This is a genomic window from Ruegeria sp. ANG10 (assembly GCF_040705255.1).
GTDB lineage: Bacteria > Pseudomonadota > Alphaproteobacteria > Rhodobacterales > Rhodobacteraceae > Ruegeria.
The window spans coordinates 120,073-142,942 of the sequence record NZ_JBFCVU010000006.1; the positions used below are offsets into that span (position 1 = coordinate 120,073).

Genomic DNA, 22,870 nt, shown 5'->3' on the forward strand with positions numbered 1-22,870 from the left:
CAAGTTCGGCTCAACCGGCACAGGCGAATGACACCGCAACTTCCGACCGTGGCGTGTTCCGGACTTCGAGGTTTGCGCCATGTGCCTCTGCGATCCGTGCCACCAAGGGCAGGCCAAGGCCGGAGCCTTCTGTATTCTGCTTGCCCGCGCCGCGATAGAATGGCTCGAACACTTTGCGCTGGTCTTCAGGATTGATGCCGGGTCCAGCGTCCGAGACGGTAAGAACGACAGCATCGGATGATGTCTGAAGCTCGATTCTGATTGGCGGTGCGCCGTGTTTGCTTGCGTTGTCCAGCAGATTGCGAACCAGGTGTCGCAACATTCTGGCATCGCCGGGGATCTCCACCGTATCACCGCTCAAGGTGCAACCCTCTGTTCGGGCGCATTCTTCAGCTGCGATCGCTGTCAGATCGACCGTTTCGTAGGTCTCCAGTGCGGCGCCGGTGTCAAAACGCGTCATCAGGATCAGTTCGTCAATCAGCGCATCAAGTTCGCGTATTTCCCGTCGCAGATCCGCACGGCGTTGCGGTGTGTCGCGGGTCTCCAGCATTTCGATCCCCATACGGATACGCGCCAGAGGCGTGCGCAGCTCATGTGAGGCGTTGGCCAACAGCATGCGCTGGCGGTTTATCAGATCCTCAATGGTTTCGGCCGATCGGTTGAAGCTGATGGCGAGCTTGGCAACCTCATCACCGCCATCGACAGTGGCCCGGGCAGACAGGTCGCCGGCACCGATTTGCTCCACCTCGCTTTGCAGACGTTCAAGCCTGCGCGTGACGCGTCGGACGATGGGATACATCAGGACTGCGATGATCAGTGCGAGAAAAACGAAACTGACGGTCAAGGCGATGGCCTCGTTCGGAATGGAAAGCTGGCTGATGTCCAGAATGACGACCCGCCCATCCGGCAGAACCGTCATCCAGTGCGACAGGTGACGGATGGGCTCCCAGACGCCGGGGGCTTCGGTCGGTTCGACCCAGGAAGCTGGGGCATCGCTTGCGCCGATCAGCTGGCCGTCTGCTTCGTAGAGGGTGAAGTCAATCGATAGATGGTCTGCGAGCCTTTCAAGGGCCGCACCCTGCGCAGCGGCTGGCTCTTCAGCGTCGGGCAGCAGCAAGACCGAAAGTGAGGTGGCCTGGTCCTGCACCGCTCGGTTGAAGCGTGCGTTGACAAGTGCGTTCCAGGCCAGCGACATGATCAAGGCAAACAGCATCAGGCCGACCAGCATTACCGCGCAGACCTGAACGAAAAGGCGACGATCGAGCATCATCTTAATCCTGAACTTTGGCGAAGAGATAGCCTGACCCGCGCACGGTGATCAGCCGGCGGGGGTGCTTCGGGTCTTCCTCGATTGCGGCCCGGATACGCGAGACATGCACATCGATCGAGCGATCATAAGCGTCAAGATCATGGCCCTGCAGCTGGTTCATCAGGTGATCGCGGGTCATGACACGACCCGCGCCCGCCGCCAAAGCGCAAAGGATCTGGAACTGGTAATTGGTCAGATCGCAACGCGCACCATCCAGCCGCGCTTCAAATGCGTCCTGATCGATCTCAAGTCGTCCGAATGCGGTGATGTTGCCAATGTCGCGGCTTTGTCCACGTGGCCCGCGCCGGATGATGGATTTCAACCGCGCAAGCAACTCTCGTGGCTCAAAGGGCTTAGGCAGGTAATCGTCGGCCCCAAGTTCTAGGCCAAGAATACGGTCGAGCGGATCGCCCTTGGCGGTGAGCATGATGACAGGCAGAGCATGTTCGGCCGAGATATCCCTGAATACCTCCAGCCCATCTTTGTCTGGCAGCATCAGATCGAGAATGAGCGCGTGGTAACTCTGGGTTCTCAGGGCCGTCAGCCCGTCCTTGCCGGTGCCAGCAACTGTCACGTCGTAGCCAAACTCCTGCAGGTACTCCCTGATCATCTCCGCCAGCCGCGCGTCGTCATCAATCAGGAGGATATGGTCTGTCATGCGGTTGGTCCTGTTTCCAAATCTAAGCCCACAATGGCTGCTTTTTGCTTCGCTTGTTTTGCTGCCCTGTAAAGTTTTGTGAAGCAGACCGGCGTGTGGCATGCCCACGGGCAAGCTTAACAAAACTTTACCCCTGAGAAAAAACACAGAAACAGGCCGGTCTTAGTTGAGGTCGCATCGCTTTTTTCATGTCGAAGCGATTGAAGCCCAGATTCCGGGAGGGAAGCGATATGCGTCACAAGGCACCACAGACAACACCACCCTCGGAGAACATCAGCACCGTGCGCGACGAACCCGAAGCTTACACGGGGGTTGCACGATGGCTGCATTGGATCATGGCCGTTTTCATCCTCACGACTATGTTCATCGGGTTTGGGTTAGACGAGGCCGATCCCGTCGAAGTGGCTCCAACGCTCTCAAGGCATGCCAATTTTGGTGTCCTGACGCTCAGCTTTGCCGTCCTCCGGCTGTTTTGGCGCCTAGCCTTTCCGCCCCCGCGTCCGCATGCGGCGTCCAGGCTGCACCGGTTAGTAATCGAGGTCGTGCATCTGGCCCTCTACGCGCTGATGATCCTGGTCCCGGTCACCGGAATTCTTGCCGCAATCGCCCATGATTTGCCCACAGGATTGTTTTGGGCAATCGACCTGCGAGAGACCTTCAGTTTCCTCGACCGAAATGGCTATGAGACACGGGCGGCTCTACACGCCTTTCTGGTGCATATGCTTCAGGCGCTGCTGGTCCTTCACATTACAGGGGCGCTCACCCACCAATACTATCTTCGCGACAACATCATGCGGCGCATGAAGGTTTAAGGGTCTGCACCATGAGATTTACCGTGTTCAAATCGTCTGGTCTCGCCGCAATCCCGCTGATTGGCGCGCTTGCCGTCACTGGTTGCGATTTGGCCCGGTTGCAGGATGGGCTGGAAATCCCGTCCATGGGCTTTGTCCAACAGGTCAATGACAGTGAAGGGTTCCAAGCACCGCGCGCAATCACCGGGTATGACACCTTCGACGTTCCGGTTGAGGAAGATTTACGGGTGCGCGTCCATGCCCGTGAGACGCCCGGCGCGCGGGCCAATATCCTGCTGATCCACGGCGCCGGTGGTGGCGCATGGGTCTGGGAAGAGTTCTTTGAGACGATCCCGCGCAGCTACAACCTCTATGCGCTGAGCTGGCGGGGACATTTCGACAGCGCGCCGGTCGCCAACGCCGACAGCGCCGCCTATGTGCGAGACCAGATTGCGGTGCTGGCCGCCATCGCACAGCGCAACAATCTGCCGTTGCATGTCGTCGGCCATAGCTATGGTGATGCAACCGCCGTGCTGATGGCAGCTGACCCGCGTGTTGAGATCGCGTCGCTGCACCTGCTCGCGCCGGTGGCGCCACTGGACTATTCAACCACGCAGCGCCTGCTGGTGCCCGTGATCGCGCCTGCCTTCATCAAGTCGGAGAATGAGGCGGATGGCGTGTTCGGCGGCATGTTTCTGTCCGAGGCGCGCATGCAGCACTATTTTCAGCGCTACGCGGGACAGGATTTTTCCGATGAAAAGCGTGGCCTGATCGCAAAAGATGGTGTTTCGCCCGGTTGGCAGGCCCAGCTTGCGGAAAGCTACAGGACAGTTGGCGTGCGCGGCATCCCCACCCAGATTATGATCGCGCGCTACGACAATGTCGTGGTGCCGCGCAGGCAGAGGGACGCGGCCGCCCTCGCGAATGCCAGCGTTATCGCGTTCGAGAGCGGCCACTACCTGCCGCTCGATCGACAGACGGATCAGGTGATGTTGGCGATCACAGCAGAGCTTGACCGGCTGGAATAGGCCGGCAATCGCCCGCGCTTTACACAACTTTACGAACTAGCAACACAACCGAAAAACTCTCCCTCTAAAACCCAATCAAAGGACGCGGCATTGGCATGAGAGCGCCGGCATCAGCGTACATATCAAAGGACACTTGGCTTGACCTATTCGATCAGACCCCCCACAGCGGCCCTAGTGGCGTTGACCCTGGCCACGCCGGTCATCGCGCAGGAAGATGGGCCGAGCGATGGCTGGAGCCTTGGCGTCGTCGCAGCTATCGCCACCAACCCCTATCTTGATGAAGACACTGAAGTATTTCCCTATCCGGCGCTCACCTACCGGAACGGGCCGTTTTCCATCGGGACATTTGGAGTTGAATATGATTTCTACGCTACCGAACACCTGACCTTCTCAGCGGGGCTTGTGCCACGCTTTACTGGGCTGTTCTCGACCGACGCGCCCGAACTCGATGGGATCGACCGCAAGGTGACGGGTGACGTCGCCTTGGGGCTGGAATACGATCTGGGCAATGGCTTCGGCGCTGATCTCACCTTCCGGCAGGAATTCACCGGCAAGCATGACGGGCAGGAGCTGGTGCTGGATCTCGGCTACGGCACCCAGATCGGCAGGGTGGGGTTGGAGTTCAGCGCGGGCGCGGCCTGGCAAAGCGAAGATCTGAGCGCTTTCATCTGGGGGGTCTCTCCCTCGGAAGCGCGTGCTAGTCGACCGGCCTATGCCCCCGGTGACGTCATCATCCCTTATGCCGCGGTCAATGCTTTTGTGCCACTCAACGAGAACTGGACCCTGATCGGGACCGCGCGGGCGGACTTCCTGCCCAGCAATGTCTCAGACAGCCCCATTGTCGATGAGGATGATATCTACAGCCTCATTCTCGGCGTCACCTACAGTTTCTGATCCGAACTCAATTCTCCCCAAGACCAATAAGACACCACTCACTTACCTCCTGACCCGGACGCTTCCCCCTCGGCGTTCGGGTCATCTTTTTTGGCGCGCTGTTTGAAGCTCTCGCTACTGATCTTGGAAATGGGTCAGAGCTTTACGTATCTTTTCACGCGGTACAAACACCAGAAATGCGCGCGGTCTAGATAGGTTCTGTCTCAAGCATCCATCTGAAAAAGGACCTGACATGAAACACTATCTCGCACCCACGCTTGCCGCCTGTATCGCACTCGGTTTTGCAGTCGAAGCCAGCGGCGAAACTGGCACGCTGAACCACATCCGCTCAAGCTACGACACCTGTCAGAAGACCGGTGGCGACATGTCAGAATTTTTCGAATCCGCCAAGGTCAATGTTGATGGCGATACCGTCACCTTCGCAACAAAGACCAAGGAACACGGCGTCATCGAGATGGTCTGGGACGTAGACGGCATCGTGCGCCGCGGCGAAGATCACCATCATCTTGCCGATGGCACTGTGCTGCCCTTCCTGCCTGCCCACGAGGCCACGTTCTGGAAAGACGGGTCAATCGTGAGAGAGGAAGTCACTTTCCTGCCGGACAACACGTTTGTTCTGGAAACCAACACACTCACGATCGCCGAGGATGGCGCGTTGGACTACAAGCTGGAGCTGGATGAGACGCTTCTGCTGAGCGCAACCTGTTCGTAGTCGATAAGTGCTTTGCACCTCAATGGGCGCTACGCCAACCGCGGCGCCCGTTTTGCTTTGATGGCAAAAGCAGTGGTCGCTGCGACATTTGGTTTCGCGCCAATGCAGTGCGGAATAGGATAAACACCCGGAACACCGGCAACATGGGGGTAGCAGCTTGCTCAGCAATTCTGATCGTGTGGAACTGACCGAACTCCGCCGCGCATTGCATCGTCACCCCGAGCTGTCTGGTGAAGAGATCGAAACCGCCAAGACGATTGCCGGAGAGCTGACAGCGCTGGCTCCAACAACGATTTTGAGGTGCCTTGGTGGCCACGGCGTGGCGGCCGTGTTTGACAGTGGCAAGGAAGGCCCGACGGTTTTGTTTCGCGCAGAACTGGACGCGCTGCCCATTCATGAGAAATCCGCCAATCCCTGGGCATCTGAGGTTCCCGGCAAGGGGCATCTTTGCGGTCATGACGGCCACATGATGTTTTTAATGGGGCTCGGCCGTCTGCTCTCGCGCAGGCCGGTTGAAAAAGGTCGCGTGGTCCTGATGTTCCAGCCTGCCGAGGAAGACGGCAGCGGGGCCCGCGCCGTTGTAGCGGACCCGGCTTTTGAGGCGATCAGGCCCGATTGGGCATTTGCCATACACATCGAGCCCGGCCGGCCCTGGGGCTATGTCTCAAGCCGGGCTGGGCTGATCAACTGTGCATCCCAGGGGCTGCAGATCAGGTTGACAGGTAAGACAGCCCATGCCGCTGATCCGGAAGACGGTGTTTCTCCGGCGCGAACGGTGGTGAAACTCGTCCCAGAGCTTGACGACCTGGGACACGGCGGAAGACTCGATGATCACTTTCGCCTCGTCACTATAACGCACGTCCAAATAGGCGAACCGACCTTTGGCACGGCGCCGGGTGATGCGGTGATCTACGCGACATTGCGGACCGCGCGCGACGAGGCCATGGCAGATATGTCGAACGAAGCGCGCCGTCTGGCCAGCAAAGCCGCGCGAGAGGCTGGGCTAACGGTGAAATTCGAAGTGTTCGATGACTTCGCAGCTTCGATCAACCACCCCGAAGCGACCAATGTGGCAATTGAAGCAATGAATGCGCTTGGGATCGAGAATGGCGACTACGGGCTGCCAATGCGCGCGTCTGAGGATTTTGGAGTGTTCGGCTGGTGCGCAAAAGCGGCAATGCTCTGCTTGGGGCACGGCGAAGATTATGCCGGGCTTCACACGCCCGACTATGATTTTCCCGATGATCTGCTGCCGATGGGTGTCAAAATCTTTGAACGGATAGCGAGGGATCTCTTGGGAGGGTGAGCCTGCAATTTCGAAAAGCCGCCATTCGTCGCTTCTGGTCAAAGGCTCACTTTGTCCGCAGAACTACCGGATTGCATCACGGGACCGGACATTTTGGACTCCAAATCCCGGCATTTGTTCAGGATATAGAGAACAGCGGGAGAGAGCCCATTCTGTGAATTTGGTTTTTTCGCTGCGCACGCTTGCAGCGGATATTTTACTGCATGGGAATCGGCAGTTGTACCGCAGCGCGGCGAGAAAACCGGGCGTTCACACCTCGGTCGGCGTTGTTGACCTGCCCAATTTGGGATGGAGCGGACATTTAGAATGTTGAACTCCAATATCTACTTCAACAACCCATAGTGGCATGGGCGGAACACAAACGTCCCGGGAAAGCCTTTTTCAAAAGCAAGACATTCACTGGTTTGAGATAATCCGAACTGTTGCGATGAGACACATGCAGCGCAAGGCAACGCCAAAGACCATTCATGAATTTTGTTCACCATCTGAGCCGGTTTATTGAATTCTCAACACAAGACAATTGCGTTTTATTGGTGTTGTTGAGGGGCGTAGATGGTTAGACGCACGCGAATACAAGAGACATCAGAAACCGGATTGAAACCGGGCGCACCGCCTTCAATTCAGATTGGGGGTGCTTTGAAGCCGCTGTCGTCGTTGGAATTGGCAGCCATCGAGGCGCAAGCCTATGACATTCTTTCGACAGTGGGTATGGTCGGATTGCCAGCAGAGGCGACCGAACGGGCGCTTGCTGCAGGGGCGTGGCATCGCCCTGATGGCCGCCTTTGTTTTTCTAATGAGATGATCAGAAATGCACTGTCGCGCGCTCCAAGAAGGATCACGTTACCGGGTTTCACTGCAGACAGGGATTTGCAGGTCGGCGGCAGCCGGGTTCACATCGGGACCGGCGGAGCGGCAGTTCAGACTCTGGATGCCAAGACCAGCGCCTACAAGGACAGCTCGCTGAGCGACCTCTACGATCTGATGCGCGTATTGGATGCGTCGCCGAATATCCACTATGGTGTACGGCCCGTTGTTGCCAGGGATTTGACAGACCCGTTCGAGCTGGACATCAACACCGCGTTTACCTGCCTCAAAGCCACTTCGAAACCAATTGGCATCAGCTTTTGCGAGCCAGACCACGTCGACCCGATAGTCGAGATGTTCGATATAGCGCTCGGCCACAAACATGCATTTCGGGAAAGACCGTTTTGCATGGCAGTGATTGTCCATGTGGTTCCCCCGCTGACCTATAGCGCCGAAGGAATTCTGATGCTGGAGAAGGCCGTGAAGTCAGGCATGATCCCGCAGATTTGTTCGGCTGGCCAGGCAGGTGCGACAAGTCCGGTCACTTTGGCCGGCGCATTGGCACAGGGCTTGGCAGAGTCGCTCGCTGGCCTAGTGGTGGTTGACGGTATCCAGGCGGGTAGCCCGTGCATTTATGCGCTGATGCCCTTCATTTCCGATTTACGCACCGGAGCCATGAGCGGTGGCAGCGGTGAAGCAGCGATCGCCAATGCTGCCGCGGCCCAGCTTCTGGCTCATATCGGCCTACCATCCACAGTCTCGGCGGGCATGACGGATTCCAAGATGGTGGATGCCCAAGCGGGCTATGAAAAAGGCTACACCGTCGCCCTGGCCGGGCATGGTGGGGCCGACATGATCAACCTTTCCGTGGGGATGCTGGGCTCGATCATGGTGGCCAGCCCCGAAGCGATGGTGATCGATGACGACATGTGTGGGGCAATCCTGCGCAGCATCAGGGGGATTGAAGTGAGTGTGGCGACACTCGATCTGGACGCGGTGGAACGCGTCGTCACCCAGGACGGGCATTATCTGGGGGAAATAGAAACGCTCAAGCGCATGAAGTCAGATTATCATTATCCGGCTCTTGCCGATCGCCAAAGTGTCGATGATTGGGTTGCGGCAGGCCGTCTTTCAATCTGGGATCAGGCAAGGGCCCGCGTGGCCGAGATTCTGGCAGCAGAACCTTCAGCGCATCTTGATGCAGAGGCTGAAGCGCGTATTCGCGCCAGCTATCCTATCCATCTTCAGCCCTAAAGAGGAGCCGACATGCACGTTTTCAGAAGTATGGTCATCGACGGTGACATAAGCAGAGTCTGGGCCGCCGTCCGCGCCTTTGACGGTGTAGTGCATTGGAATCCGGGCGTGGTAGGTGCAAGCTTGGAGAATGGACCCCCGACTGCCATCGGAACCATCCGCAAGCTGGACATCGCCGATGGCACAGTGTTCCGGGAAACCTTGTTGGCCCATTCCGATACCGATCATTCTTATACCTATAACATCCTCGAAAGTGCGCTTCCCGTGACCAGGTACGTGTCCACGCATCGGTTCATTCCGATCACCCATACACGCCAAACTATGGGCATCTGGGAAAGCCAATTCGACTGCGCTCCCGGGGTCGCTGATGAAATGGAAAAGACCGTCGGCGACGAGATCTATATCGGTGGCATGATCGGACTGAACCAATTCCTGAAGGAGACTGAGAATGGCTGACACACTTGCCCCTCGCGCCGTGATTGGCGTCATGACGCCTGCGATGAATACTGTCGTCCAGCCCGAGCTGGAATTGCTGCGACCGAAGGGTGTGACTAACCAGATGCAGCGCTTTCGTTTGGGGGGCGAGGCGGTGTCGGATGACCTGCCCGACGAAGCGGCCAAGTTGATGGACTGTGCGCCTTCGGCAATCGCCGTCGGTCTGACAACCGACGCAGGGCCCGGCGGGCCGGACAAACTGAAGGCACGGTGCGAAGATATCGCACAGCAGGTCGGCGTGCCGGTGATTGGCGCTTCGCAGGCCGATTATGCGGGGCTGCGCGCTTTGGGGGCGACGCGCGTTGGCATTGTCACGCCGTTCAACGCTGAAGTCGATGCTGTGGTGAAAGCGAACACTGAAGACGCCGGGTTCGAGGTGGTCGCGATCAAGGGCACCGAAGCACCCTCGCTTCCTGCCATCTGTGAAACTCCATTGGACGATATCCGGTCCGTCTTTGCTGAGGTCGCTGCCTCGGATTGCGACGTTATCCTTCAAGTCGGGACCGCGCTACCCGTGGTGGCCATGATCGGCGCGTTGGAAGCAACCCACGGCAAACCAATCGTGGCCTGCAATGCGGCGGTCTATTGGCAAGCGCTGCGCACCGTCGGCATAACCGATCCGATCACTGGTTTTGGAAGACTGTTGGAGTCGCACTGAATGCAAAGCCATGCAGAGGTTGTTGTTATTGGCGGAGGCGCAGTTGGTGCGGCCATCCTGTATCATCTGGCCAAGGCGGGTATCACCGATGCCGTTCTACTTGAAAAGAATGAACTGACTGCGGGGTCGACCTGGCATGCTGCGGGCAATATTCCCACCTACGCTAACTCGTGGTTGGGCATGCGCGCCGGAAACTATGCCTGGCAGCTTTACAAGGAGCTTGCCAAAGACCCGGTCGCACCGATCACCTATCGGCATACATCCGCTATCTGGCCTGCTCACACGCCTGAGCGGATGCAACTATTCCAACACCTGTGTGGTGTGTCTCGATCGGCGGGGTTTGAGCTGTCGATGCTGACTCCGTCAGAGATCGAACAGATGCATCCTTATTGGCAGGCGGATGATACAATCCATGGGGGGATTTTTGATCCCTATGAAGGCGACATCGACCCCAGTCAGTTGACCCAGGCACTGGCCAAACACGCCCGTGACTTAGGTGCAAAGGTTCATCGGTTCACGCCGGTCACCGGATTGCGTCAGCGCGCGTCGGGGGAATGGGTGGTTGAAACATCAACTGGCACCGTTGTCGCGGGAACCGTGATAAATGCGGCGGGCTCAAGCGGCGGACGGATTGCGGCAATGGCGGGCATGCACGTGCCCGTCGTCACCCTTGAACACCAATATTTGGTGACATCGCCTCTTGCGGTTCTCGGGAAGGACACCGACACGTTTCCATTGATCCGAGACCCCGACTTGCGCTTTTATCTCCGACGCGAACGAAACGCTTTGTTACTCGGGTCCTATGCCCACGAAGGCCGCCCTGTCTGGCAAGATGGGGTGCCCCAGGACTTTGACCATCAGTTGTTTGCAGATGATATCGACGGGATGATGGCGGTGTTCGAAGCGGCCTCTGCCCATGTATCGTTGCTTGCTGAAGCTGGGGCTCAGCGTTTCGTGAATGGCCCGATCCCATATGCACCGGACGCGCTTCCCCTGGTTGGCCCTGCTGGCGGTACCTGCAATTTCTATCACGCGACGGGCGTACAGATTGGCATCACCCATTCGGCGGCCATCGGCAAGGCCATGGCGGAATGGCTGACGACGGGCGAAACCGAATGGGATCTGTCCGCCTGGGATCCCCGCCGGTTTGGCGCATGGGCCACGCAAGACTACGCGGCGGCCCGCGCGTCCGAGCACTATGACCTGCAATATGCGATCCCCTATCCGCACCGGATCATGGAGTCCGGGCGACCGCTCAACCAGACGCCGCTATACGCGCAACTTGTCGAACAGGGCGCGGTCATGGGACAAATCGGCGGCTGGGAACGGGCGTTCTGGTTCGATCTGGGCAAGACAAACGATCCAGGCGCTTTGAGCTTCGGCCACGAGCCCTGGCGGGATGCCGTGCGGATTGAATGTGAAACGGTTCGCGATCGAGTCGGGGTCATGGACCATGGCGGCTTCACAAAATTTACCCTGGACGGGCCCGACGCGGCCAAGGTGCTTGATAAAGTAGTCTGCGGAACGTTGCCGCCCGTCGGTCGGGTGCGTCTGTCCTATATGCTGACACCCAAGGGACATATATGGTCAGAAGCGACAATTTCCCGCTTGGCCGACGACAGATTTCTGCTGTGTGGCCCTACCCTGGCTGGTGATCGCGACTTCGACTGGATTGAGACCGCTTGCGGCGATGCCGACGTTCGGTTGACCAAGGGTTACGCTCGCGATGGCGCGCTTTTGGTGATGGGTCCCAAATCCCGCGATCTGTTGCAGGGACTCACCGCCTATGACCTGAGCGCGGCCAATGCTCCCTGGATGAGCCTGGCCGAAATCGAGATCGCAGGTATGCAGGTCACGGCCATGCGGATCAGCTTCGTGGGCGAGTTGGGTTGGGAGCTTCATGTCGCCTCGTCAGATCTGGTCGCCCTTTACGACGCGATCTGGGCGGCGGGCAGGCCGCATGGCATCTGCAATTTCGGTTCTTACGCGCTGAATGCCATGCGCGTCGAAAAGGGGTATCACGGTTGGGGCGCGGACTTTGGCGTTGAATACACGCTGTTCGATGCCGGTCTTTCCAAGTTTGCGAACATGTCCAAGCCTTTTACCGGTCGGCAGGCCGTTGAAGAACAGGCAATGCAGGAAGCTTCATGGGCCTTCATCGGGTTAGAGATCACCGATCCCGGGCCAGAGCCATTGCCATCCGACCCGATCATCCGAGAGGGGCGGGTCATCGGTTATCTGACGTCGGTCTCGATGGGCTATCGAACAGGCAAGTTGTTGGCGCTTGGCTATGTCGAAAATGGTTCGCTCGAGATGGGAGAGGACTGTTTGGTTCAGGCCTTCGGCGAGTTGCGCTCGGCAACGTGCCATTCTCACCATGTGTACGATCCAAAAAACGAGAGGCTTCGGTCCTAACCGAACCCGCCGTTTGCCGAAGACCACCGCGCAAGAGCTTGGGTGACTTCCAGAATGGGGCCTGTGCCCCTGTCTTCGGATCGTATCATTGCGACCCAAGCCACTTCGATTCCGTCCTTGCCGACGCGCAGGCCGACTATACGTCCGGCTTCGATGGCCGGGCGCACGGCCCAGCCAGCAAGCACGCTGCTGCCCTGACCAGCGGCCACAAGTTCGACAATGGCTTCAGGCATCTCTACCGTTGTGGTCCAGCGTGGATAGCGCCCGGATGGGCGGAACAGCCGGGCAAATTCACGATCCGGCTCAGGGGTCAGGGCGTAGGTGATGAAGTCTTCCCCTTCGATGTCGCTGCCTTCGATATGAGTTTTTGCGGCAAGGGGGTGATCTGGTGCGAAGATGAACAGCAACTCGTCCCTAAACAATGGAACGCAATGCGTTCCAATGGGCGTTGCGTCCTCTGACGTAATAACGATGTCGGCATGCCTGTTTGCAAGTGCGCCGGCAGGTTTGCGCGTCACGCTTGCCATGACCTGAAGCTCAATTCCAGGTAGCCGAGTTTGCAGATAGCGGGTGAAATCGGGCAACCAATGCGACGCGCTGTAGGTTTCGACCGCGATGCGCACGACATGCTCCACACCGCGGTCCATTCGCCGAACATCGCGCTCGGCCCGGTCCATTTCGGTCAGAACGCGATCCGCGACATCGGCAAGATATTCTGCCGCCGGGGTCATGCGCAGGCGCTTGTGGATGCGTGTAAACAGAACCAGATCCAACCGTCGCTCGGCTTCTTTGATGCGATGCGAAAGAGCCGACGAAGTGACCCCTAAAGCCTCGGCCGCATCATTGACACGCCCGTGTTCGGCAATCGCGCGGATCATCTTAAGATGACGCAAATCAAGAAAGGGGCCTTCTGCCATTTGAACCTGAGTAGATTTCACATAACAGGTGATTTTCTTTATTGCTATTCATCACAGGTCAAGTCGAAACTTTGATCGAGTGAGACTGCCCGGCTTAAGCCTCGGGCAAAGATTCCAGCATCAACACGCTTGCGCCCTTTTCGCGGGCTGCATGCGCGGCACAAAAAGCCGTGTTACCAGCGTCGATGATGATGGAGCCCAGGCGCTCATGCCTTTGCCCCTTTCTGCGGTGCCTTGAACAGGTCCTTGCGCAGCGTCATAAGCGCGGCGGGGTCGATCTTGGCTTGGATAACAGTGGTTTGGTCCGATGCGATAGCCTTTTGCAGGGCGGGGCCCATACCGCCGGGGCCGTCAACCCAGATGCCTTTGCCACCGCAGAGTTCGGCGAATTTGTCAAAGCGGGGGCTTTCAATTTCCGCGCCCAGAAGACGCCTGCCGTAAAACTCTTGCTGATAGGCTTTCTCAGCGCCCCATGCCTCGTTGTCGAGCACCACGACGGTAATCGGAAGCCTATGCGAAATGGCGGTTTGAATCTCGATCATAGTGTAACCAACAGCACCGTCGCCCATGATCGCAACAACCGGACGCTCAGGGGCCGCGGCTTTTGCGCCGATCGCTGCGGCAAGACCAAAGCCGACTAGACCAAAATCCAGCGGTGTGATCAGTGACATTGGTTCGTAATGGGCCAGGCGATCCGCGGCCTGAAGGCAGGTGTTGCCGGTATCAAGCGTAACAATGGCGTCTTCAGGCAAGGCATTGCGCAGCTCCGCCAAAGCGCGGCGAGGGTGCAAGGGCAGCGTTTCGATTACAGCCTCTTCGGCCCGTTCAGCCCAAAGACTGTCCATATCCGCCTTGAAGCTCTCGCGCCATGCGTCGCAATTTGGCTTCCGGCCTGCCTCGGTCAGCGCTTCGGCCGTAAGGCGCGCGTCACCTTGAGCCGCGATTTCAGCAGGGAAATATCGACCAACGGCAGAGCCTTCGACATCAACATGCGCGATGCGGGTATCTGCACCAACGTAGTCGTTGGAATGGAAGGTTGAATTGAAGCCAAGACGAGCGCCAATCACGACCATCACATCTGCCTCTTTCGTCAGACGACTGGCCACGCGGTTGCCGCGCGGTCCGGCTTGTCCGGCAAACCAGGGGTGGCCATGGCGCATCACATCTGCATGGCCGGTCGAGGCCACAACGGGCACTTCAAGTGTTTCTACCAGCGCGGTCAGCGCATCACGACCCGCGCCCCATTTGAAACCACCTCCGGCAAAGATCACCGGGCGTTCCGCCCCGGCCAGCAACGCGGCAATGGTGGTGACGTCAGCAGGAGCGGCTGGCCCCGGGCGCGCAATCCTTAGCGGTTTGGGATCAATGGCGGGGATTTCTTCAGCAAAAAGGTCGCGTGGGACATGCAGCACAACGGGGCCTCGGCGACCGGTGTTGGCCAAACGAATGGCATCCTCAAGCATCGGAGCCAGCCTCGAAGGATCAGTTACCATCACCGACCGCTTGCAGATCGGCGCAAAGAGGGCGACCTGATCGACCTCTTGAAAAGTGTCCTTGCATTGATCTGCACGGGTGATCGCGCCCGCAATGACAACCATCGGAGAATAGGCTAGATGCGCCTCGGCCACGGCAGTCACGATATTCACCACGCCGGGACCGGCCTGCGCGCCTAAAACCACGCCTGGCTTGCCGGTCATACGCGCCCAAGCATCGGCCATGTGACCCGCCGCGCGTTCATCGCGCGCACCGACATAGGCAATCTCTCCGCCCTCATACATCGCGTCATAAAGCTCGAGCATCGATCCACCTAAGAGGCCGAACACAGTGTCGATCCCATTGGCCTTCAAAACGCGATAGACGGCCTCACCGCCGGATATATAAATCATCTCTCAGTCCTCGGCTCTTGGGCGCAGGTTGTCGGCATCAAACATCGGGGCGTCATGTATCGTCACCGGATAAGCCTTATTCAAAATCTCAATTGAGATTTCCGACCGTGGCGTCCCCTTTTTTACAAAGAGCCACCCGAGCGATTTGCCGACCGTATAGCCATAGCCGCCCGATGTGGTCAGCCCAACGATCTGGCCATTCTGTACAACCGGCTCCCCTCCGTGAATATCGATATCATCGCTATGGAGTTCCGCGTAAAAGAGTTCCCATTCCTGGTTGCGCTGTTGCAGCGCTTTTTTTCCGATGAAGTCGCGATCCCTGGTCACGACGAACCGCTCCAGACCCACATCCAGCGGCCCAACATCCGTAGTGAGTTCTCCGCTGGCGCGATAGGCTTTTTCCATACGCAACCCGTTGAAGGCGTAAGAGCCAAGATCGGTCAGCCTATGGGCAGTGCCCGCATCAAACAGGGCGTCATAAAGTTCGGGAATTCGGTTCAGCGGGGCGTGCAACTCCCAGCCCAATTCGCCCACAAACGAGACCCGCAACACATAGCAGGGCACATCAGCAACAGTGATTTCCTGCCCTGAAAGCCACGGGAAGGCGGCATTGGACAGATCTGCGTCGGTCAGTTGGCTCAGAATCTTCCGCGAAGAAGGACCAGACATTGCCAGCATTCCCCAATCGGCACTGCGATTTACCACCTGTACGTCTTCACCGGCCTGGATATGGCTTTTGATCCAGGCGAAATCCGGGTTGGCGCGGGCAATGGGGGAGCCGGAGAAATAGCGATCCTTATCAATACGCCAAATGGTAATCTCGGTCTCAAAGCGGCCCTTGTCGGTCAACAGATGGTTGAGGCTCATCCGCCCGTCTTTGCGGGGGATGCGGTTGGCAGACAAGCGATCCAGCAGTTTGCCCGCATCCTTGCCGGTGATCTCGAATTGGGCGAATGCGCAAAGGTCGATCACACCAGCGGCTTCACGGGTGGCTTTTGCCTCGCGCATGGCATTTTCATGCCAGGACTGATGGCCCCAGCCGATTTGTTCAACTTCACCGACATCCCCGAAGTAACGCGGACGTTCCCATCCTGCGATCTCACCAAACACGGCACCTTTGGCAGCCAGCCGATCATAGAGAGGGTGCCGGTTCACCGGGCGCAGGCTGCGGAATTGTTTTCCGGGACATGGCGTGTCATGTCGGCGCATAAATTCGTCTTTGGTGCGCTCAACGATGTAATGATCCGATGCGAAATCGCCGTAACGACGGGGATCAAGGCTACGTGTGTTGATCGAGGTTTCGCCATGCACCATCCAGTCGGCCAGCACCTTGCCAGCACCGCCGCCCCAGGCAAGGCCGATGGATGAGCCGCAAGAAAGCCAGACATTGGGCGCACCCGAAGGCCCGACCAGCATACCGCCATCCGGCGTATGGGTGATCGCGCCGCGCACAACGCGTTTGATCCCAAGCTCGGCGAGGATTGGCATCTTGTCGAAAGCGACCATCAGGAAATCGCCAATCGAGTCGTAATCCGCCGCAAACAGCTCATTCTCGACGGCCCATGGCGCGCCTTCAGGCATTTCCCAAACGGTCGGGCACACATGGCCCTCGTAAATACCAATCAACCCGGATTTCTGTTCCTGCCGGATATAACCCCCGTAGGAGTTGTCGCGCATCACGGGCAGTTCCGGGCGACCTTCGAATTCGCGCACTGTGTCGGTGACAAGGTAGTGATGCAGGCAAGAGACCGAGGGGATCTTGAGCCCGAACCATTCGCCGACCTGATTGGCGTAGGATCCGGCAGCAATCACAATATGCTCGGCCAATACACCGCCCTTTTGGGTCTTGAGCAGCCACATATCACCCCTGCGACTGGCACCCAGAACCTGATTGTGTCTCTCGATCTTTGCCCCATGCGCACGAGCAGCGGCGGCCAGTGCCATGGTCACACCAGACGGGTCAATATGCCCGTCCTCATAGGTGCGCACGGCGGCTTTGATGTTATCCACGTTGTAGAAAGGGTTGCCTTTGGCAACTTCCTCGGGCCCAACCAAATCCATCGGCAAGTCCAGCAATTTACCAACGCCCATGATCGACTTCATCCAGTCGACTTCATCATCGGTTGTGGCAATGCGGAAACCGCCGACCTCATGCCAGCCGATGCTTTGCCCGGTTTCCTGCTCGACGCGCTTGTAGGTCTCGATCGAGGTCTTGTTGATCCAGCCTGCAACACGGCTGCCCACAGCATGGGCAATCTGCCCTGCTGCGTGCCATGTGGACCCGCTGGTCAGTTCGGCCTTTTCAAACAGAATCGTGTCGGTCCAGCCGTTTTCAACGAGTTGGAACTGGGTTGCGACGCCCATAATGCCGCCGCCAATGATCGCAACGCGGGTGGTGCGTGTGGTCTGCGACATCAAAACGCCTCCTTGGCGGGTTTGAGCGAACATTTTGCTCCATAGCGGGTACAGGCGATTTCAACCTCGAACCCCGTCACAACGTCTTGTCCCGCAATCAGGTCCAGCGGCGCGTTGATCATCGCCAGCGCAGCAGAGCGGCCAAAACGATAGCTCCACGCCGCAGAGGAGATCTGTCCAACGACGCGGCCATCATAGTAAATCGGTTCATCATGGATCGGGATCGCGTTCGGGTCATCGAACAGAAGCGAAACGATCTGATGCTTGGGTGGATCCGCTTTAATCAGCGCCATCTCACCCACGAAGCCGGTGCCAAAGGCGCAGAACGCACCCAACCCGGCCTCTTGCGGCGTTGTGCCCGGTGTCAATTCATGACCGAAGGCACGAAACCCACTTTCGATCCGCAAGCTGCCGCTGGCAAAGAGGCCCGCATGAGAGGCACCTGCCGCGACAAGCGCCTCATGCGCGGCCATGGCCATGTCAGCAGGAACATAAAGTTCATACCCTTCTTCACCGGTAAAGCTCAGACGACCGGCCCAACCGCGCGCCAACCCGATCTCGACCGGCGCAAAACCAAAGCGTTTGAGGTCAGGTACTGGCGCATTGCTGGTGGCCTGCAACACGTCGCGCGCTTTGGCCCCGGCGAGGCCAATCACGGCATAGCCGCTTGTCACATCGGCAAACTCGACACGGAAGTCACCTTTGGTGTCGCGCATACGTTTCATGACTCGCACAACTTCGCCCGCGCCGACGATCATCAGATAGGTCTCTGGCCCATGACGTTGCACGGTCAGATCGCTTTCAACACCGCCGCGCGCATTCAGGATTTGGGTATAGGCGATGCGCCCTTCGACGATGTCCATCTGCGCGGCACATAGCCGGTTGAGAAAGGCGCAGGCGTCCGGCCCCTGCACCATGATCTTGCCAAAAGCGGATTGATCCAGAATGGCCGCGCCATTGCGGCAGGCGTCTACTTCGCGCCCCACCTGACCGCGCCATTTCGGTGCGGCGAAGGTGAGCGGCAAATGCGCTGCATCGCCGCCGAAATGCACGGCGCGTTCCCAGCCTCCGCGCACCTCAAAACGCGCGCCTGCAGCAGCCAGCCCCTGGTGAATGGGCGAGCGGCGCTGACCGCGTGCCGTGTCCATCGACCGACCCGGATAGGGGTTTTCATAGTGGCGACCCAGCACCTCGGGGATGCGGGCCTCCAATGCGCCGAGTACATTCATTTCTGGACTGAAACGGCGGATATCGGCTTCGTTCAGTTCCATCGTCGGCTCGCCCGCGATGATCCATTCTGCCATCGCCTTGCCCGCGCCACCTGCCAACGCGATCCCGGTAGAATTCATGCCGCCCATCAGGAACAGGCCCGACACCTCAGGGCTTTCACCCAACATGAACTGGCTGTCGAGCGTAAAGCTTTCGGGGCCGTTCAGCAGCATCCGCACCTCGGCAGTTTCCAGCGCGGGAATGCGGCGCAGCGCATTCTCCATCATCGGCATGAAGTGATCCCAATCCTCATCCAGCAGATCGAACGAGAAATCTGCGGGCAGATCGCGCGTGGAAATGCCCTTGGCATGGGGTTCAAACGAGCCGACCAGCAAGCCCTCAACATCGTCGCGGGCATAAAGATAGGCGTCCTGATCGTTCAGTGTTGGCAGATGCACACCTTTGCCAAGCGCCTGCACCTCGGCCAGGGGCTTCGTCAGGATGTAGAAATGCTCGCAGGCATAAAGCGGCATATGCGCACCAGCCATTTCGGCCACTTCGCGAGACCAGAGACCGCTGGCGATCACGACCTCTTCGGCCTTAATCAAGTACTCACCGATTTCGACGCCCGAGATGCTACCATCTTTCTTTTGCATTCCGGTCACACGGGTGTCTTCGAAGAATTTCACACCGCGCGCTTTGGCTCCTTTAGACAACGCAAGCGCCACATCAGACGGGTTCACGCGCCCATCAGCAGGCGACCAAACGGCGCCTATCACGTCATCGACCTTGATCAGCGGCCAAAGCGCTTGCGCACGGGCTGCATCGACTACCTCGGACTCCAGTCCAAAGGCGCGGCCAAGCGACACCTGCCGCTTAATATTGGTCAGCCGGTCGGGGTTCGTGGCCAGCGTCAAGCTGCCCGTTTGGGTCCAGCCGGTGGCCTGTCCGGTCTCAATTTCCAGCTCGCTATAAAGGTCAATCGAGTAGTTGATCAGCTTCGTCAGAGTCGCCGACGGGCGCAGACGGCGCACCAGACCGGCGGCATGCCATGTGGTGCCTGACGTCAGTTTTGAGCGTTCCAGCACCACGATATCTTTGCGTCCTTCGCGGGCGAGGTGATAGGCGATGGAACAGCCGATGACGCCACCGCCAATGATAACGGTACGGGCAGTGGATGGGAGGGTCATTGCAATGCTCCGTCGCGGATCATGTCCGACAAGGTGTCGTCAAAGGCCAAAAGGGCTTCGTCCACCAGTTCGGGTGTATGCGCGGCTGAAGTCAAACCAGAGGTATAGGCCATCATATCCACGCCACGCAACAGCATGCCGTCCCGATAGGCTTTGACCATGGGTTTCGGCAGCCCCCTAATTTCGGCAGGGCCAAGTCCATCCAGGTTGTCACGGCCGAAAAACACGTGGAAAATCGAACTGTCGCCATAGGCAATACCCGCGACGCCCTGCCTGGCCATCGCGGTATTCATCCCATCGCGCATGCGGGCGGCCATAGCATCGGCCTGCGCCTGCGCTTCGCCGCTGGCCAAGAGCGGCATCGCAGCGCAGGCTGCAGCCGCAATCAGAGGCGAGCCGTTAAAGGTGCCTTTGTGGCTGACAGCCGGGCCAATCCCGCCCCGGACGGTTTTATTGTTCAACAGCTCCATAATTTCGGCGCGACCACAAATCGCGCCACCGGGCAAACCGCCTGTGACGACCTTGGCCAGAGTGGTCAGGTCAGGCACGATCCCGTCACGTGCCTGACGCCCACCGGGAGACCAGCGAAATCCTGTGATGATCTCATCAAAGATCAGCACAACACCGGCAGCTCGCACCACGTCGTACAGTGCCCTCAAGGTATCGGTGGCCAAGGGGACGCAGCCATAATTCGCACCCGAGGCTTCAATAATTACCGTGCCGATGCGGTCGTCCCGTAGTGCGTTTTCCATTGCTTGAGTATCGGCCGCGCAGATATGGATCAGATCGTTGATGGCATCCGGGATACCCAAAGACGGCGCCTGATCGCTGCCCGGCTTTGCCCCTTTCAATGCGTGATCATGCCAACCGTGGAAATGGCCTTCCACGCGCAGAACATGGTTTTTGCCAGAAAAAGCGCGTCCCAGTCGCAGCGCCAGCATCGTGGATTCCGTACCCGATGCGGTGAAACGTGTGCGTTCAGCAGAAGGGTACAGCTGGTTGACCCACTCGGCCCACTCGATTTCCTGGGCGTGGCAATCTGCGCTAAAAATCGAGCGTTCGGCCTGTTTTCGCACCGCCTCGACAATTGCCGGGTGACAATGCCCCAACATCTGACTGGCGCTGCCCATCTTGAAATCAATATAGCGGCATCCTTCGACGTCCCATTTTTCGGCACCCAGCGCGCGTTCAATGAAAACCGGGTGCGGATCGCGATATCGCAACTCATGGCTGACACCGCCTGGCAAGCTCGCGCGGGCGCGGATGCTAAGATCTTGGTTCATCATTCAGGCCGTCCGATTTGTGCCCGTGTCAGGCGGATGTCAAAATTCGTCCTCAGCGTGCGATCCACTTCGTCCGGCAGGTGGCTTGGGAAATACCCGCTCAGGATTTCGCGCGTCTTGTCGCGAGCAACATCGCCGATCCGTTGCGCGCCATCATCCTGCCAGTCGCGGGGCGCACGCCGGTCACCAATCTCGGGGTAGAAATAGTCTGACTTCATGCGGCTGAACGTGTGTTGCTCACCTAAATAATGGCCTTCTCCCCGACAGACGTCTGCGATGACATCCACGGCGATGTTCTCAGGCGTTGCCTCGATGCCGCGTACAGTGCGTAGGATGTTGCCCAAAAGGTCGTTGTCGCTGACATAGGCCGCGTGGCTCACACCCAAAAGGCTCGACATCATACCAGCGGCCTGAGTGATGATATTTGACCCGGCGTGCGCCGCCATTGTCACCGCCAGTGATTTCTCGGCCCCGTATTGGGCATCCAACCGCTTTGCATCAGTGATCCCGGCAATCGAACTGGTTGGTAAATTCCATCGCCGCCCCATCTGCGCAGCACCCGCCATCAAGATGGCCTGTTCTCCGCCACCGCCGCTCATCGATCCAGTGCGCAGGTCCGCCACAAGGGGTTTAGGGGCAAAGATCGCCCTGACCTCTGGATCGACCAAGCGCGCAAATACCAAACCTGCCAGCGTTTCCGCCACCGCCTGTACCAGCGATCCGGCAATCGCTGCCGGGCTCGTGGCCCCGGCCTGCCCGGCGCTGATCAGTTGCACCGGGAACCCTGCCTTGATGGCCAGCTCCAGCACCTCACAAGCTTCTTCGGCAAAGCGCATGGGCGGGACCACATGGCAAACCATGACAGTCAGGAAGGGCCGGGCGCGAAACGCTGCATCACCACCAGCGATTTCATAACAAAGCTCCGCAATTTCAGCGACGTTCTGCGGCTCGGTCACCGAGATCGAAACGTGTTTGGAGGTACCCGCCAGACAGGCGTAGGCCGTGTTCAGGTCCATCGACGCGTTGTCTTCGACATCACGTGCCACAACCGGTCGGCTAAAGTGGTGGATGTTGTCCATCCGGTCCACGATCCGCGCCGCGTCGTAGAGGTCCTGTAATGTCGACTCTCGATATTCATGAGTGTCGAGATCAAACACGCCAGGCGCCGCGCCGCCGGTAGACATATGCACGCGGGCGGCTTCAATCTCCAGGTCATTCTCGGGGCGCTGGCCACATAGGGTGAACCCGCGCTGCGCTCCGTCTATCGCCCATTTCACAAGCGCGCGCGGGAACAACAGCCGACCATCATCCGTCATGGACCCGCCGGCAGCGGTGACTTTTTCGATCATCGTGGGAATGGCCTGGCTGAGCCCCAAGTCTTCAAGAAGCTTAAATGCGGCTTCTTCGACCATACTCTCTTCATCAGATAATAGCGGTTTCAGACGCCCACCAACCACCCCCGGCCAAACCGGTGGCTGCGGGTTACGTTCCGAGACTTGCTTTAGGCGGTCATTGCGACCGCGCCGACGGTTTGCCTTGGTCATCGATTCATGAGCTCAAGTTAATGCAACCTTATCCTGCGCAGGAAATAGCAGAGTTTACAAAAGCAACATTCTCAGCAATGAATGAGAATAACTCATCATTCG

The 22,870-nt window shown here is 58.4% G+C and carries 17 protein-coding genes; 9 read left to right on the forward strand and 8 right to left on the reverse strand.

What is annotated here, in order from left to right; all coding sequences use genetic code 11:
- Nucleotides 1-10: 10 nt before the first annotated feature.
- Complete coding sequence (locus AB1A64_RS14295) at nucleotides 11-1,267, reverse strand: HAMP domain-containing sensor histidine kinase (protein WP_366552019.1); 1,257 nt, start codon at nucleotides 1,265-1,267, stop codon at nucleotides 11-13.
- Between the two features lie 4 nt (nucleotides 1,268-1,271).
- Complete coding sequence (locus AB1A64_RS14300) at nucleotides 1,272-1,967, reverse strand: response regulator transcription factor (RefSeq protein ID WP_366552020.1); 696 nt, start codon at nucleotides 1,965-1,967, stop codon at nucleotides 1,272-1,274.
- A 230-nt stretch (nucleotides 1,968-2,197) separates the two neighbouring features.
- On the opposite strand from AB1A64_RS14300, the gene AB1A64_RS14305 reads away from it, so the two are divergent.
- From AB1A64_RS14305 to AB1A64_RS14345, 9 genes are all read left to right on the forward strand, one after another.
- On the forward strand, nucleotides 2,198-2,779 hold the full coding sequence (locus AB1A64_RS14305) for a cytochrome b/b6 domain-containing protein (protein ID WP_366552021.1): 582 nt from the start codon (nucleotides 2,198-2,200) through the stop codon (nucleotides 2,777-2,779).
- Nucleotides 2,780-2,802: 23 nt separating this feature from the next.
- The gene (locus AB1A64_RS14310) at nucleotides 2,803-3,786 is read left to right on the forward strand and encodes an alpha/beta fold hydrolase (protein WP_366552022.1); all 984 of its coding nucleotides are present in this window, start codon (nucleotides 2,803-2,805) and stop codon (nucleotides 3,784-3,786) included.
- A gap of 138 nt (nucleotides 3,787-3,924) precedes the next feature.
- The gene (locus AB1A64_RS14315; RefSeq protein WP_366552023.1) at nucleotides 3,925-4,680 is read left to right on the forward strand and encodes a MipA/OmpV family protein; all 756 of its coding nucleotides are present in this window, start codon (nucleotides 3,925-3,927) and stop codon (nucleotides 4,678-4,680) included.
- 232 nt (nucleotides 4,681-4,912) lie between these two features.
- Entirely contained in the window at nucleotides 4,913-5,392 is a 480-nt protein-coding gene (locus AB1A64_RS14320) for a hypothetical protein (protein WP_366552024.1), read from the forward strand.
- 157 nt (nucleotides 5,393-5,549) lie between these two features.
- Complete coding sequence (locus tag AB1A64_RS14325) at nucleotides 5,550-6,698, forward strand: amidohydrolase (protein WP_366552025.1); 1,149 nt, start codon at nucleotides 5,550-5,552, stop codon at nucleotides 6,696-6,698.
- A 552-nt stretch (nucleotides 6,699-7,250) separates the two neighbouring features.
- Nucleotides 7,251-8,756, forward strand: a complete 1,506-nt coding sequence (locus AB1A64_RS14330) for a trimethylamine methyltransferase family protein (protein ID WP_366552026.1) — start codon at nucleotides 7,251-7,253, stop codon at nucleotides 8,754-8,756.
- A gap of 12 nt (nucleotides 8,757-8,768) precedes the next feature.
- Nucleotides 8,769-9,212, forward strand: a complete 444-nt coding sequence (locus AB1A64_RS14335) for an SRPBCC family protein (protein WP_366552027.1) — start codon at nucleotides 8,769-8,771, stop codon at nucleotides 9,210-9,212.
- Entirely contained in the window at nucleotides 9,205-9,909 is a 705-nt protein-coding gene (locus tag AB1A64_RS14340) for a hypothetical protein (RefSeq protein WP_366552028.1), read from the forward strand. The genes AB1A64_RS14335 and AB1A64_RS14340 overlap by 8 nt, the downstream gene beginning before the upstream one ends.
- A complete protein-coding gene (locus tag AB1A64_RS14345; RefSeq protein WP_366552029.1) occupies nucleotides 9,910-12,324 on the forward strand; it encodes an FAD-dependent oxidoreductase in 2,415 nt (804 codons plus the stop codon).
- On the opposite strand, the gene AB1A64_RS14350 is transcribed toward AB1A64_RS14345, so the two are convergent.
- The 6 genes from AB1A64_RS14350 to AB1A64_RS14375 form a co-directional block, all read right to left on the reverse strand.
- Nucleotides 12,321-13,241 carry a LysR family transcriptional regulator gene (locus AB1A64_RS14350; protein WP_366552030.1) on the reverse strand — a complete coding sequence of 307 codons (921 nt, stop codon included), beginning with the start codon at nucleotides 13,239-13,241 and terminating at the stop codon, nucleotides 12,321-12,323. The genes AB1A64_RS14345 and AB1A64_RS14350 overlap by 4 nt on opposite strands.
- Nucleotides 13,242-13,447: 206 nt before the next feature.
- Nucleotides 13,448-15,127: a thiamine pyrophosphate-binding protein gene (locus AB1A64_RS14355; RefSeq protein ID WP_366552031.1), complete on the reverse strand. Its 1,680-nt coding sequence runs from the start codon at nucleotides 15,125-15,127 to the stop codon at nucleotides 13,448-13,450.
- Nucleotides 15,128-15,130: 3 nt separating this feature from the next.
- Nucleotides 15,131-17,542 (reverse strand): FAD-dependent oxidoreductase, encoded by a 2,412-nt coding sequence (locus tag AB1A64_RS14360; RefSeq protein WP_366552032.1) that lies wholly within the window; start codon nucleotides 17,540-17,542, stop codon nucleotides 15,131-15,133.
- A complete protein-coding gene (locus AB1A64_RS14365) occupies nucleotides 17,542-19,941 on the reverse strand; it encodes an FAD-dependent oxidoreductase (RefSeq protein WP_366552033.1) in 2,400 nt (799 codons plus the stop codon). The genes AB1A64_RS14360 and AB1A64_RS14365 overlap by 1 nt, the downstream gene beginning before the upstream one ends.
- The gene (locus AB1A64_RS14370; protein ID WP_366552034.1) at nucleotides 19,938-21,227 is read right to left on the reverse strand and encodes an aminotransferase class III-fold pyridoxal phosphate-dependent enzyme; all 1,290 of its coding nucleotides are present in this window, start codon (nucleotides 21,225-21,227) and stop codon (nucleotides 19,938-19,940) included. The genes AB1A64_RS14365 and AB1A64_RS14370 overlap by 4 nt, the downstream gene beginning before the upstream one ends.
- Nucleotides 21,224-22,768: a trimethylamine methyltransferase family protein gene (locus tag AB1A64_RS14375; protein ID WP_366552035.1), complete on the reverse strand. Its 1,545-nt coding sequence runs from the start codon at nucleotides 22,766-22,768 to the stop codon at nucleotides 21,224-21,226. The genes AB1A64_RS14370 and AB1A64_RS14375 overlap by 4 nt, the downstream gene beginning before the upstream one ends.
- Nucleotides 22,769-22,870: the final 102 nt, after the last annotated feature.

Excerpts from the sequence above, each read along its gene's own strand:
- AB1A64_RS14355 (WP_366552031.1), bottom strand. The coding sequence starts at position 15,127 with ATGATTTATATATCCGGCGGTGAGGCCGTCTATCGCGTTTTGAAGGCC.
- AB1A64_RS14360 (WP_366552032.1), bottom strand. The coding sequence starts at position 17,542 with ATGTCGCAGACCACACGCACCACCCGCGTTGCGATCATTGGCGGCGGC.
- AB1A64_RS14375 (WP_366552035.1), bottom strand. The coding sequence starts at position 22,768 with ATGACCAAGGCAAACCGTCGGCGCGGTCGCAATGACCGCCTAAAGCAA.
- AB1A64_RS14340 (WP_366552028.1), top strand. The coding sequence starts at position 9,205 with ATGGCTGACACACTTGCCCCTCGCGCCGTGATTGGCGTCATGACGCCT.
- AB1A64_RS14300 (WP_366552020.1), bottom strand. The coding sequence starts at position 1,967 with ATGACAGACCATATCCTCCTGATTGATGACGACGCGCGGCTGGCGGAG.
- AB1A64_RS14350 (WP_366552030.1), bottom strand. The coding sequence starts at position 13,241 with ATGGCAGAAGGCCCCTTTCTTGATTTGCGTCATCTTAAGATGATCCGC.
- AB1A64_RS14320 (WP_366552024.1), top strand. The coding sequence starts at position 4,913 with ATGAAACACTATCTCGCACCCACGCTTGCCGCCTGTATCGCACTCGGT.
- AB1A64_RS14345 (WP_366552029.1), top strand. The coding sequence starts at position 9,910 with ATGCAAAGCCATGCAGAGGTTGTTGTTATTGGCGGAGGCGCAGTTGGT.
- AB1A64_RS14295 (WP_366552019.1), bottom strand. The coding sequence starts at position 1,267 with ATGCTCGATCGTCGCCTTTTCGTTCAGGTCTGCGCGGTAATGCTGGTC.
- AB1A64_RS14305 (WP_366552021.1), top strand. The coding sequence starts at position 2,198 with ATGCGTCACAAGGCACCACAGACAACACCACCCTCGGAGAACATCAGC.
- AB1A64_RS14370 (WP_366552034.1), bottom strand. The coding sequence starts at position 21,227 with ATGATGAACCAAGATCTTAGCATCCGCGCCCGCGCGAGCTTGCCAGGC.
- AB1A64_RS14365 (WP_366552033.1), bottom strand. The coding sequence starts at position 19,941 with ATGACCCTCCCATCCACTGCCCGTACCGTTATCATTGGCGGTGGCGTC.
- AB1A64_RS14335 (WP_366552027.1), top strand. The coding sequence starts at position 8,769 with ATGCACGTTTTCAGAAGTATGGTCATCGACGGTGACATAAGCAGAGTC.
- AB1A64_RS14330 (WP_366552026.1), top strand. The coding sequence starts at position 7,251 with ATGGTTAGACGCACGCGAATACAAGAGACATCAGAAACCGGATTGAAA.